Consider the following 14111-nt stretch of genomic DNA (forward strand, 5'->3'; position numbering starts at 1 on the left):
ACACACGCAGCCGCGATCTCCCCCTGCGAATGCCCCACCACCGCCACCGGCACCACACCCACGGACTCCCACACCGCCGCCAAGGACACCATCACCGCCCACAACACCGGCTGCACCACATCAACCCGCTCCAGCAGACCACCCCGCGAACCCCCCAGCACCTGCGCCGGCGACCACTCCACAAACCCCGACAACGCATCACCGCACTGCGCCAACCGCTCCGCGAAAACCCCCGAAACCCCCGCCAACTCCAACCCCATCCCCACCCACTGCGACCCCTGACCCGGAAACACCAACACCGCGCCTTGACCGGGGCGGGCGGTTCCCGTGACGAGTGCGGGGTGGACGCTCTCGCCCGCGAGTTCCCGCAGGGCGTCCAGGAGGGTCGCGCGGTCGGCTCCCACCACGGCCGCGCGTGCGGCGAAGGGGGTGCGGGCGGTGGCGAGTGTGCGGGCGGTGGCGGCGAGGTCGAGCCCTGGCCGGGCCTCGATGAAAGAGGCCAACTGGGCCGCCTGGGCCCGTAGGGCCTCGGGAGTACGCGCGGAGAGAACCACCGGGAGTGCTGACGGCTCGGTCGCGGCCGGTGCGGTCTCCGAAGCGGGGACGGCCTCCAGCAGCACGTGGGCATTGGTACCGCTCACCCCGAACGCGGAGACTCCCGCGCGGCGCGGCCCGGTCCATCTCTGATGTTGCGTCAATAACCGGACCGCGCCGGCCGACCAGTCGACGTGCGGGGTGGGCACGTCCGCGTGGAGGGTGCGCGGCAGGACGCCGTGGCGCATCGCCATGACCGTCTTGATCACGCCAGCGACACCCGCCGCCGCCTGCGTATGACCGATGTTCGACTTCAACGAGCCCAGCCACAAAGGCTGTTCACGATCCTGCCCATACGTCGCCAGCAGCGCCTGCGCCTCGATCGGATCACCCAGCCGGGTCCCCGTACCGTGCGCCTCCACCGCGTCCACATCCGCCGCCGACAGCCCGGCACTCGCCAACGCCGCCCGGATCACCCGCTGCTGAGCCAGACCGCTCGGCGCCGTCAGACCGTTCGACGCACCGTCCGAATTCACTGCCGAGCCGCGCACCACGGCGAGAACCGGGTGACCGTTGCGCTCCGCGTCGCTGAGCCGCTCCAGCACGAGCATGCCCGCACCCTCCGACCACCCCGTGCCGTCCGCGTCCGCGGAGAACGCCTTGCACCGGCCATCGGCCGCGAGGGCACGCTGCCGGGAGTACTCGACGAAGGCGTCGCCGCCCGTCATCACCGTCACGCCACCGGCGAGCGCGAGCGAGCATTCGCCGGACCGCAGTGCCTGCGCGGCCAGGTGCAGGGCCACCAGGGACGACGAGCAGGCCGTGTCCACGGTGAGCGAGGGCCCTTCGAGGCCGAGGGTGTAGGCGACGCGGCCGGACAGCACGCTGGAGACGTTGCCGGTGAGCAGGTAGCCCTCGACGTCCTCGGGGACACGGCCGCCGGGATGCCCGTACCCCTGGTACCCGGCGCCGACGAAGACACCGGTGGCGGAGCCCCGCAACGACCCCGGCGCCACCCCGGCGCGCTCCAACGCCTCCCACGACACCTCCAGCAGCAAACGCTGCTGCGGATCCATCGCCAGCGCCTCCCGCGGCGAAATCCCGAAGAACTCCGCGTCGAAATCGGCGGCCGAGTCCACGAAGCCGCCCTCGCGCGCGTAGGTGGTGCCCTTGTGGTCGGGGTCCGGGTGGTAGGCGAGGTCCCAGCCGCGGTCGACGGGGAACTCGGTGATCGCGTCCACGCCGTCATGGACCAGTTCCCACAGGTCCTCCGGTGACGCCACCCCGCCGGGGAACCGGCACCCCATCGACACGACCGCGACCGGCTCGGCAGTGACGGACCGGCCCGACGCTGCCGCGGGCGCCGCCCCGGGGGCGATCATCCCGTCGAGCATCCGCACCAGCGCGGCCACGGTCGGGTGGTCGAAGACCACTGTGGTGGCGAGGTCCAGGCCGGTCCGGGCGGTGAGCCGGTTGCGCAGTTCCACCGCCATCAAGGAGTCGAACCCGGCGTCCCGGAAGGGCCGGTCGACGTCGACGGTGCGGGCGTCGGGGTGGCCGAGTACGGCGGCCACCGCCGCCCTTACGGTGTCGAGCAGTTGCCGGGCGCGCTCGGCGGGCGGGAGTCCGGAGAGAGAGTGGGCGGCGGCGGGCACGGGAGCGGGGGCGGCCGGGATGAATTCGGCCAGGAGCGGTCGCGGGCGGGTGGCGGTGAACAGGGGTATGAAGCGTTGCCAGTCGACGTCGGCGACCGCGGTCACCGGGTCGTCCTGGCCGAGGGCGGATTCCAGCGCCGCCAGGGCAGCGTCCGGGTCGAGCGGCACCAGGCCGCGTGCCCGCAGGTGCTCGCCCGCCTCGCCGTCGGCCATGCCCGGACCGGCCCAGGGCCCCCAGGCCACCGACAGCGCGGTCCCGCCCCGGGCCCGGCGCTGCCACGCGAGCGCGTCGAGGCGGGCGTTCGCGGCGGCGTAGGCCGCCTGCCCGGCGCTGCCCCACACGCCGGAGACGGAGGAGAAGAGCACAAAGGCGTCCAGCGGCGCTCCGGCGAGCAGTTCGGACAGGTGCTCGGCTCCTGTGGCCTTGGCCGCGAGGACCTCGTCGAACTCCTCAGGGGTCAGGTCGGTCAGCGGCGTGGACCGCTCGATGCCGGCGGCGTGCACGACGGCGTCGACGCGGTGGCGGGCGAGGACCTCGGCCAGCGCGGCCCGGTCGGTCACGTCGCAGGCCACGAGGACCGGTTCGGCGCCGAGGGCGGTGAGTTCCTCGCTGAGGGCGGCCGCACCCGGGGCCGCCGGGCCGCGGCGTCCGAGGAGCACCAGGCGCTCGGCGCCGCGGCGGGCGAGCCAGCGGGCCACGTGGCCGCCGAGCGCGCCGGTCCCGCCGGTGACCAGCACCGTGCCGCGGGGCCGCCAGCCGCCCGGTGCGGCCGGCGCGGTGTCCCGTACGAGCCGCCGGACCAGTACGTCCGGGCCCCGTACGGCGCACTGGTCCTCGTCGCCGAGCCCGGTGAGCAGCCGGGCCAGCGCGGACAGCGCCGGGGCGTCCAGCGTGGCCGGCAGGTCGACCAGGCCGCCCCACCTCTCGGGCTCCTCCAGGGCGAGGACGCGTCCCGCGCCCCAGGTCGCGGCCTGGGCGACGCTGGTCACGGCTTCGCCCGCGGTCACCGCGACCGCCCCGCGGGTGGCCAGCCACAGCCGCGCGCCGCTGCCGCGCAGCCGGCGCAGCAGTGCCATGTCGGCGGTGAACCCGCAGTCGTCGAGGGCGAGCAGGGACAGCACGCCGGTGACGCCGTCGAGGCGTTCGTCCGGGTCCGCCGGGGTGAGGAGGGAGACCAGCGCTCCCCGGGCCGCGAGTGCTTCGGCGATCGCGGCGGCGGTCGGGTTCGGGCCGTCGTCGGGGACGGCGACAAGCCAGCGGCCGGCCTCGGCGGCGGCCGGCGGGAGGTGGTGGGGGCGCCAGGTGACGCGGTAGCGGCCGGTGGCCGGTTCCGTCGCGTCGGGGTGGAGCCAGTAGCGCTCACGCTGGAAGGGATAGGTGGGCAGATCGACGACGGTGCCGGGGCCGAAGACCCTCCGCCAGTCGATCTCCGTTCCCCGGACGTGGAGTTCGCCGAGTGCCGCGTGGAGGGCCTCGGTGCCGCCGTGGCCCCGGCGCTGAGCGGCGACGCCGCCGGTGAGCGCGGTCAGGCCGCCGTCGGGTCCGATTTCGAGGAATGTGCGCACGCCCGCGGCTCGGGCGGTGCCGAGGGCGTCGTCGAAGAGCACGGCCTCGCGTGCGTGGCGTACCCAGTGGTCGGGCGTGCCGAGCAGCTCCGGGTCGGCGATCTCGCCGGTGAGGGTGGAGACGACGGTGCGGCTCGGCCGGTGGAAGGCAACGGTCTCCAGCAGCCTTCGGAAGGGAGCCAGCATCGGCTCCACCAGCTCCGAGTGGAAGGCCCGCTCGACCGGCAGCAGGCGCGAGCGGGGGACTTGCCCGGCCACGGCGAGGACATCGTCCCGCGCGCCGGACACGACCACCGACCGCGGCCCGTTGACGGCGGCCAGCGCGGCCCTGCGGCCGGCCAGCAGCGGGACGGCCTCGGCGGCCGCCACCGGCAGCGCGGCCATCGCCCCGGGTTCCAGGTCCTGCATCAGCCGGCCGCGGGCCACCACCACCCGGCAGGCGTCGGGCAGGGTGAAGACCCCCGCGAGGTGGGCGGCGGTGAGTTCGCCGAGCGAGTGGCCCATCAACAGGGCGGGGGTGACGCCCCAGGACTCCAGCAGGCGGAACAGCGCGACCTCGAAGGCGAACAGCGCGGGCTGGGCGAACTCGGTGCGCTCCAGCGCGGCCGCCTCACCGGAGAACACCAGCTCGCGCAGCGACCGGCCCAGGTGCGGGTCGATGCCCGCGGATACGGCGTCGAAAGCCTCGGCGAACACGGGGAACGCCGCGTACAGCCCCTCGGCCGCGGCCACGCCGAGGGCCGACTGGCCGGCGAACACCACGGCGGGGGCGGCGCTGTCCGTGCCCCCGGGCGACTCGCCGGGTCCGGGCGAGTCGGCGAGCTCTTCGAGCCAGCCCAGCAGCTGCTCCCGGGAGGTGACGGCGGTCGCGGCGCGGTGTTCGAAGGCGGTGCGGGCGGTGGCCAGCGAGTAGGCCACGTCCCGGGTCTCCGCCCCCGTCCCGGGTCCGGCGGTGAGGAATCCGTGCAGGTCCCGGGCCCGCGCCGCCAGAGCCAGGGGGTCGCGCGCGGACAGCAGCACCGGGACCGCGCGATCACGCGGCCGACGCGGGGCCGGGTCGTCCCCGGCGGATTCCGGAACGCCTTCCAGGACCACGTGGGCGTTGGTGCCGCTGACGCCGAAGGCCGACACGGCGGCGCGGCGCGGGCGGTCGAGGTCCGGCCAGGGTTCCGGGTCCGTCACGAGGCTGAGCGCTCCGGACGACCAGTCGATGTGTTCCGACGGCGTCGCGGCGTGCAGCGTCGGCGGCAGCACCCCGTGCCGCATGGCCATGACGACCTTGATGACCCCGGCGACCCCGGCCGCTGCCTGTGCGTGGCCGAAGTTGGACTTGACGGAGCCGAGCCGCAGCGGGCGGGCGGCGGCGCGGTTCCGGCCGTACGTGGCCAGCAGGGCGTCGGCCTCGATGGGGTCGCCGAGCCGGGTCCCCGTGCCGTGTGCCTCGACCAGGTCGACGTCCGCCGTGGACAGCTCGGCCGCCTCCAGGGCGGCGCGGATCACCCGTTGCTGCGACGGCCCGTTCGGGGCGGTGAGGCCGTTGGTGGCGCCGTCGGAGTTGACCGCCGAGCCGCGTACGACCGCCAGCACCCGGTGGCCGAGCCGCTCGGCTTCCGAGAGCCGTTCCACCATCAGCATGCCCATGCCCTCGGCCCAGATCGTGCCGTCGGCGTCCGCCGAGAAGGGCTTGCAGCGGCCGTCCGGGGCCAGGCCGCGCTGCCGGGAGAACTCCACGAAGGGCAAGGGGGTGGCCATCACGGACACCCCTGCGACCAGTGCCGCCGAGCACTCGTCGCGGTGCAGCGCCTGGACGGCCAGGTGCAGGGCGACCAGCGAGGAGGAGCAGGCGGTGTCGACCGTCAGGGTCGGCCCTTCGAGGCCGAGGGCGTAGGCGATCCGCCCGGAAGCGACACTGCTCATGCTGCCGTTGCCGAGGAAGCCCTCGAAGCCGTCGGGAGGATCGCGCCACAGCCGGGAGCCGTAGTCCTCGTAGATGGAGCCGACGAAGACACCGGTGCGGCTGCCGCGCAGGGCGTGCGGGTCGATGCCGGCGCGTTCGACCGCCTCCCAGGCCCCTTCCAGCAGAAGCCGCTGCTGCGGGTCCACGGCCAGTGCCTCGCGGGGGCTCATGCCGAAGAACGCCGGGTCGAACTCGGCCGCGTCGTGCAGGAAACCGCCGTGCCGTACGTAACTGGTGCCCTGGTGGTCCGGGTCGGGGTCGTGCAGCGACGCCAGTCCCCAGCCGCGGTCGGTGGGGAACCCGGTGATGGCGTCACGGCCCTCGGCCACCAGGTCCCACAACTGCTCGGGCGTGCTCACTCCGCCGGGGAATCGACAGCTCATGCCGACCACGGCGACGGGTTCGTGCCGACGGGACTCCAGGTCGTGCAGGCGGCGACGGGCCTCCTGGAGCTCGGCGAGCGTGCGCTTGAGGTAGTCGAGGACCTTCTGGTCGTTGCTCATGCCTGGCCGATCTCGCGGTCGATGAGGTCGAAGACTTCGCTGAGCGTCGTCGCCCGAAGGGCTTCGGCGGGGTCGCCCCCGGGGGGTGCGGCGGCCGTGGTGCCGCCGCCGACCACGGCGAGCAGGGAGCGCAGCCGGCCGGCCAGCCGGCCGCGGGCGTCGTCGTCCAGGCCGTCGTCCAGCACCATCTGTTCGATGCGGTCCAGTTCGGCGCCGGGGTCGGCCGGTGGCGCGAGCAGTGCGGTCAGGTGACCGACGAGGGCGGCCGGGGTCGGATGGTCGAAGACGAGGGCCGCGGGCAGCCGCAGCCCGGTGGCGGTGGCGAGCCGGTTGCGCAGTTCCACGGCGGTGAGCGAGTCGAAGCCCAGTTCACCGAAGGACCTGCGCGGATCGATGGCGGCCGGGTCGGTGTGACCGAGCACCCAGGCCGTGTGCTCGGCGACGAGCGCGCCGACGGCGAGCGGCTCCGACCGTACGGCGGGTACGGCGGCCGGTGCGGGCGGCGCGGCCTTGCGGACCGTTCTGCGGGCGAGGCCGAGCAGCATCGGCGGGGCGTCGCCGCCGAGGCGGCCCGGTTCGAGCCGCAGCGCGGCCGCCACCGGCTCGCCGCGCTCCAGCGCCCGGTCGAGCAGGTCCATCGCGTCGTCGGGGGCCAGCGGAGCCATGCCCGACCGGGTCATCCGCCCGAGGTCGGCCGCGTCGAGACGGCCGGTGATGCCGCTGGTCACCCCGGTCGCGTCCCACAGCCCCCAGGCGACCGACAGCGCGGGCAGGCCGCGGCGGCGGCGCAGCCGGGCCACCGCGTCGAGGGTGGCGTTGGCGGCCGCGTAGCCGGTCTGTCCGGCGCTGCCGAACAGCGCGGACACCGACGAGAAGAGCACGAACTCGGCGAGGTCCGCGCCCGCCGTGAGGTCGTGCAGGTGCAGGGCGGCGTCGGCCTTGGGCCGCAGCACGCGGTCCAGCCGCCGCGGGTCGAGCCCGTCGAGCAGGCCGTCGTCGGTGACACCGGCCAGGTGGTAGACGGCGGTCGGCGGCCGGTCGAGCGAGGCCACCAGCGCGGCCAGGGCGGCACGGTCGCCGACGTCGCAGGCGACGGCGGTCACCCGGGCGCCCGCCGCGGTGAGGTCGGCCTCGACCTCGGGGGCGAGCAGGCCGCGCCGGCTCACCAGGACCAGATTGCGGGCGCCGCGGGCGGTGACCAGGTGCCGGGCCAGGGCCGCGCCGAGCGCGCCGGTGCCGCCGGTGACGAGCACGGTGCCGTCGGGGTCCGGCGGCGGCGGGACGGTCAGCACGACTTTGCCGGTGTGCCGGGCCTGGCTCACGAAGCGGTACGCGTCGGGGGCGCGCCGGATGTCCCAGGTGGTGATCGGCAGGGGCCTCAGCACGCCCTCGTCCGCCAGCCGGACCAGCTCCGCGAGGATTTCAGCGATGCGGTCGGGGCCGGCGTCGATCACGTCGAACGCCCGGTAGGCGACGCCCGGATGGGCCCGCGCGACGTCCTCGGCGTCGCGGATGTCCGTCTTGCCCATCTCGACGAATCGCCCGCCGCGCGGCAGCAGCCGCAGCGACGCGTCCACGAACTCACCGGCCAGGCAGTCCAGGACCACATCCACTCCGCGCCCGCCGGTCCCGGCGGCGAATCGCGCCTCGAAGTCCACAGTGCGCGAGGAGGCGATGTGGGCATCGTCCAGTCCGGCCGCCCGCAGCGCGGGCCACTTGCCGGGGCTCGCGGTGGCGAACACCTCCACGCCCCAGTGCCGGGCGAGCTGGAGCGCCGCCGACCCCACGCCGCCGGCGCCGGAGTGCACCAGCAGGGACTCCCCCGGCCGCAGCCCGGCCAGGTCGACGAGCGCGAACCAGGCCGTGCTGAAGCCGACCGGCACGGACGCCGCCTCGGCGAAGGTCCAGCCGTGCGGCACGGGCACGAGATAGCGCCGGTCGGTGACCACCACCGGCCCGCAGCACCCGGGCATCAGCCCCATCACCCGGTCGCCGACGGCCAGGCCGGTGACACCGTGGCCGGTCTCCAGCACCACGCCGGCCGCCTCGATGCCGAGCGGCCCTGCCTTGCCGGGGTACATGCCCAGCGCGTTGAGGACGTCGCGGAAGTTGACGCCGACCGCGCGGACCGACACGCGGACCTCGCCGGGCGCGAGCGGCGCGCGTGCGGCCGGGTGGTCGGCCAGCACGAGGTTCTCCAGCGTGCCGCGTTCGGCGACGTCGAGCCGCCAGGAGTCCGAGCCGGCCGGCGGGGACAGCGGTTCGGCGGACTCGGTCCTGGCCAGCCGCGGGACGAGGGGCACGCCGCCGCGTACGGCCACCTCGGGCTCCCCGGCGGTGATCGCGGCGGACACGTCGGCGAGGTCGTCGTTGTCGCCGGGCGGTGCCAGGTCGATCAGCGTGAACCTGCCGGGCTGCTCGGTCTGGGCGGACCGGACGAACCCGCGGACGGCCGCGGCGGCCGGGTCGTGGTCGGCGTCGGTGGTGACGAAGGCGATCCGCGCCGGTTCGGACGCCTGGCACAGCGTCAGGACGCGGGCGAGCACGGCCCGGCTGTCGGCGCCGGCCGGGATCCGTTCGACCAGGACCTCCCCGGAATCGGCCCGTGGTGCCCTGTCGTCCCCGGCTCCTTCGGGCTCGACCCAGACGACGTCCATCAGCGGCACCGGGCCGGTGACCTGGTCGGGCAGGGCCCGGAAGACCAGGGAGCCGATCGTCGCGACCAGAGCGCCGGAGGGGTCGGTGAACACGGCGGACACCCGCTCCGGCGAGTGGACCGTCAGCTCCACCCCGACGGCGGCGGCGCCGGTGGCGTGTACGCGGATGGCGTTCCAGGAGAAGGGCAGGAGTACCGCGCCGGAGCCGTCCGAGGTTGCGGCCAGGGCGTGCATGGCCGCGTCCAGCAGGACCGGGTGCAGGCCGAAGCCGCCCGCATCGCCCGAGGGCAGCGTCACCTCCGCGGCCAGTCCGGCCGGGCGCTCCCGCACCGAGCGCAGAGCGCGGAAGCCGGGGCCGTAGGCGTAGCCGCGTGCGGAGAGCGTCGCGTACACATCGTCCACGTCGTAGGCGGCGCCCTCGCCCGGGGAGGCGGCGGGCGCGGAGGCCGAGGCGGCGGGCGAGGCGCCGTCGCTCGTGGCGAGGACGGCCGCGCCGTGCGCGGTCCAGGGCGCGCCGTCGTCGGCCCGGGAGTGCAGGCGTACGGTCCGGCGCCCGTCTGGGCCGGGTTCGTCGACGGTGACCTGGAGGCGTACCGTCCCGGTCGGCGGCAGGGTGAGCGGCGTGTCGAGGGTCAGCTCCTCGACGAGGTCGCAGCCCACCGTGAGCCCGGCGTGGACCACGAGGTCGACGAAGCCAGTGCCGGGGAAGAGCGTGCGGCCGGCGACGACATGGTCCGCGAGCCACGGCTGGTCGGCCAGGCCGACCTCGCCGGTGAGCACGAGTCCGGCGCCGCCGGCGAACGGCACGGCGACGCCGAGCAGCGGGTGGCCGCCCGGAGCGAAGGCGGGCGGCTTCGGCGCGTCGAGCCAGAAGCGGCGCCGCTGGAACGCGTACGTGGGCAGCTCGACGGCGCGGGCGCCGCTCCCGGCCAGGAAGGTGTCCCAGGCGACGGTGCCGCCGTGGCCGTACAGCCGGCCGAGCGCCGCGAGGAACGTCCCGGTCTCGTCGCGGTCACGGCGCAGCAGCGGTACGACGAAGGAGTCGGTTCCGGCCAGGCAGTGCTCGGCCATCGGTGCCAGCGACGCGGAGGGGCCGACTTCGACGTAGCGACCGACCCCGTCCTCGTGGAGGGCGCGCACGGCGTCCTGGAACCGGACGGCCTCCCGCGCGTGCCGCACCCAGTATCCGGCGGTCACCAGGTCGTCCCCGGCGGCCGGCCGGCCGGTCACGGTGGAGATCACGGGGATCGCGGGCGGGGCGTAGCCGATCTGCTCGGCGAGCGCGCGGAAGGCGTCCAGGGCGGGGTCCATCAGCGGGGAGTGGAAGGCGTGGCCGACGGCGAGCCGCTTCGTCTCGCGGCCCTGGGCAGCGAACACCTCCCGCACCGCGAGGACGGCGGCCTCGGCGCCCGACACCACAACGGCCTCCGGGCCGTTGACGGCGGCGACCGCCACGTCCTCCCGCCCGGCGAGCGCCGCGCGCACCTCCTCCTCGGCGGCACGCAGCGCGACCATCGCGCCACCGTCGGGGAGTTGCTGCATGAGCCGTCCCCGAGCGGCCACCAGGCGGCAGGCATCGGTCAGGGACAGCACTCCGGCGATGTGCGCCGCCGCGATCTCGCCGACGGAGTGGCCGAGCAGCACGTCCGGTACGACGCCGCGGCTTTCCGCCAGCCGGTAGAGCGCGACCTGGGTGGCGAAGAGAGCGGGCTGGGCCCACTCGGTGCGGTCCAGGGCGCCGTCGTCCGCACCGAACACCACGTCATGCAGCGGGCGGTCCGCGGTCAGGTGTGCCGCGACGGCGTCGAAGACCTCCGCGTAGACGGGGAAGTCCTCGTACAGCCGGCGGCCCATCAGGTGCCGCTGAGCACCCTGGCCGGAGAAGAGCAGCGCTGTGCGGCCTTCGAGGACCCGCCCGGAGTCGAGGGGACCGGTGAGCACTTCGACCGCCTCGGGCACCGTGGACGCGAAGGCAACCGCGCGGTGCTCGAACGCGGTCCTGCCGTGGATCAGCGAGTGGGCGACGTCGGCGAGCCGGAGGCCGGGGTGGGCGGCGAGGTGGGCGGCGAGCGAGCGGGCCTGGGCGGCGACGCCGGTGGCGGACGGCGCGCAGACGGGCAGCGGCAGGGGGACGGTGTGGGCGAGGGGCCCGGCCGTCTCGGGCCCACGGTCGACTGAGGGGGCGGCGGCCTCGGAAGCGGGCGCGCCCTCGGGCCCGGTCCGCGGACCCGGCTCCGGCTCCGGGCGCTGCTCCAGGATGACGTGTGCGTTGGTGCCGCTGACGCCGAAGGAGGAGACCGCCGCCCGGCGTCGGCCCTCGCGCTCCTCCCACGCGCGGTTCGCGGTCAGCAGGCGGACGTCACCGGCCGACCAGTCGACCTGGGTGGTGGGGCGGTCCGCGTGGAGGGTGCGCGGCAGGACACCGCGGCGCATCGCCATCACCATCTTGATGACGCCGCCGACACCCGCCGCGGCCTGCGCGTGACCGATGTTGGACTTCAACGACCCCAGCCACAAGGGCTGTTCACGGTCCTGTCCATAGGTCGCGAGCAGGGCCTGGGCCTCGATCGGGTCACCGAGCCGGGTGCCCGTACCGTGCGCCTCCACCGCGTCCACGTCGGCGGCGTGCAGCCCCGCGGCGGCCAGTGCGTCGCGGATGACCCGCTGCTGGGCCCGGCCGTTGGGCGCGGTCAGGCCGTTGGACGCCCCGTCGGAGTTGACCGCGCTGCCGGACACGACCGCCAGCACGCGGTGGCCGTTGCGCCGGGCGCGTGAGAGCCGTTCGAGGACCAGCACGCCGACGCCCTCCGACCAGCCGGTGCCGTCGGCGTCGTCGGAGAACGCCTTGCACCGGCCGTCGGCCGACAGGCCGCGCTGCCGGGAGAACTCCACGAACACGTCCGGCGTCGACATGACCGTCACTCCGCCGGCCAGGGCCAGTTCGCACTCGCCGGACCGCAGCGCCTGACCTGCGAGGTGCAGGGCCACCAGCGAGGACGAGCACGCGGTGTCGACGGTGAGGACCGGTCCCTCAAGTCCCAGGGCGTAGGCGATCCGCCCGGACGCCACGCTGGAGGCGCTGCCGGTGCCGAGGTAGCCCTCCAGGTCATCGGGGCTGGTCGTCAGCCGGGTCCGGTAGTCCTGCTGCACCTGGCCGACGAACACGCCGGTACGGCTGCCGCGCAGGGCCGCCGGGTCCAGTCCGGCGCGTTCCAGCGCCTCCCAGGAGGTCTCCAGCAGCAGCCGCTGCTGGGGGTCCATCGCCAGCGCCTCCCGCGGCGAGATCCCGAAGAAATCGGCGTCGAAGTCGGCCGCGTCGTGCAGGAAGCCGCCGCGCCGGGTGATGGCGGTGCCGGGCCGCCCGGAGTCGGGGTCGTAGAGGGAGTCGAGGTCCCAGCCGCGGTCGGTGGGGAAGTCGGTGGTGCCGTCCAGGCCGTCGTGCACGAGGTCCCAGAGCTGTTCGGGCGTGCCGACACCACCGGGGAAGTGGCAGCCCATACCGACGATGGCGATCGGGTCCCCGGTGTCCGCACCGCCGCGGGGATCGCCGGGGCTCTCGCCGCCGGACGGCTCGGTGCCGGTACCGGTGAGTTCGGCGTGGATCAGCTCGGCCAGCGCGGCCGGCGTGGGGTGGTCGAAGACGACCGTGGCGGGCAGCGTCAGGCTGGTGGCGGCGTTGAGCCGGGTCCGCAGGTCCACCGCCATGAGCGAGTCGAAGCCGGCCTCCCGCAGCGCCAGCGCCGGACGGACGGCGCCGGTGTCGGTGTGGCCGAGGACGGCTGCCACCTGGGTGCGCACCATCCGGAGCAGATCGTCCGGCCGCCAGGTCCGGGCCGGTCGTACGGTGGCCGCCTCGTCGGCCACCGTGCCGACCAGCTCCCGGAACAGCGCGGTGTCCCGAACCGACGTGTAGAGCGGGACGAAGACCGACCAGTCGACGTCCACGACGGCAAGGGAGCCGGTGGCGGAGCCGAGTGCGGCGATGACGTCGTGCGGGGCGGCGGCGATGCCGCGGCGGCCCAGCTCCTCGGCGCTGTCGTCGCCGCGCCACGGTCCCCAGGCCACACAGGTGCCCGGCAGGCCCTGCGATCTGCGGCGTTCGGCGAGACCGGTGAGGTGCGCGTCGGCCGCCGCCACGGCCGCCTGCCCGGCGCTGCCCCAGATGCCGGCCAGGGTGCTGAACAGGACGAAGGTGTGCACTTCGGAGCCGCGGGTGAGCTCGTCGAGGTTGTGTGCGACGGCGATCCGGTCGCCCCCGGCCGCGTGCACGACGGCGGTCGGTGCGTGCTCGGCGATCACCGCGGCCAGCGCGTCCCGGTCCGCCGCGTCGCACGCGACGCCGAGCACCCGGTCGCCGAGTTCGGGTACGTGGGTGCCGCCGCGGCTGATCAGGACCACCCTCGCGGCCCCGTCGCCGAGCAACTGCCGTGCGGCTGCCCGGCCGCGCGGCCCGGCTCCGACCACCAGGGCCGTGCCGCCCGCGTGGTGCCGCGCGGCGGACGGAGCGTGGTCCCGTACCAGGCGGGGCACGAAGACTCCGGCGGCCCGAACGGCGGCCTCGGTCTCCACCGCGCCGGCCAGCACGGCGGCGAGGCGGCGCAGGACGGGTTCGGTGTCGCGCGCCGGCAGGTCGACCAGGCCGCCGAAGCGGCCCGGCTGCTCGAGCGCGAAGCTGCGGCCGAGGCCCCAGACTTCGGCGGCCCGCGGATCGGGGGCGTCCACCCCGACCGGCGCCGCCTCGCGGGTGAGCAGCCAGACCGGCGCGACCGTCCCGGCAGCCTCCAGTACGGTGACCGGGTCCACGTCGGGCAGCACGAGCACGCCGGCGACATCGAGTCCGCCCAGCGCATCCGGAGCGACGACGACCGGGGAGTCCAGGACACCGACCAGCGGTTGTCCGGGATCGGTGGTCACCACCGCCCACGTCCCCGCGGGTACGGCGGGCACGGGCTCGGGCACGGGGCGCCAGTCCACCCGCAGCCACCGGTCGTCGGCGCCGGTTGTCGGCACGGTCCTCGGCACGGCGACGGCGGAATGGGTCCGGTCGGCCAGCCAGTAGCGCTTGCGCTGGAAGGGGTAGGTGGGAATCCCGGCCGTCGGGCCCGGTCCGAGGATGCCTTCCCAGTCCACGTCGAGCCCTGCGGCGTATGCCTGGCCGGCGGAGTGGAGGAAGCGGGTCCAGCCGCCGTCGTCACGACGCAGCGTGCCCACCGCGTCGGGCAACGCATTCACCAGAACC

The 14111-nt window shown here is 75.4% G+C and carries 2 protein-coding genes; both read right to left on the minus strand.

Annotation, left to right across the window (positions count from 1 at the left end):
- Positions 1-6215, minus strand: a 6215-nt coding sequence (locus tag IEY86_RS34710) for a type I polyketide synthase (RefSeq protein ID WP_189135892.1), incomplete at its 3' end; no start/stop codon positions are given.
- Positions 6212-14095 (minus strand): type I polyketide synthase, encoded by a 7884-nt coding sequence (locus IEY86_RS34715; RefSeq protein ID WP_189135893.1) that lies wholly within the window; start codon positions 14093-14095, stop codon positions 6212-6214. The genes IEY86_RS34715 and IEY86_RS34710, both read right to left, overlap by 4 nt.
- Positions 14096-14111 lie beyond the last annotated feature (16 nt).

This window comes from Wenjunlia tyrosinilytica, assembly GCF_014646055.1.
Taxonomy (GTDB): Bacteria; Actinomycetota; Actinomycetes; order Streptomycetales; family Streptomycetaceae; genus Wenjunlia; species Wenjunlia tyrosinilytica.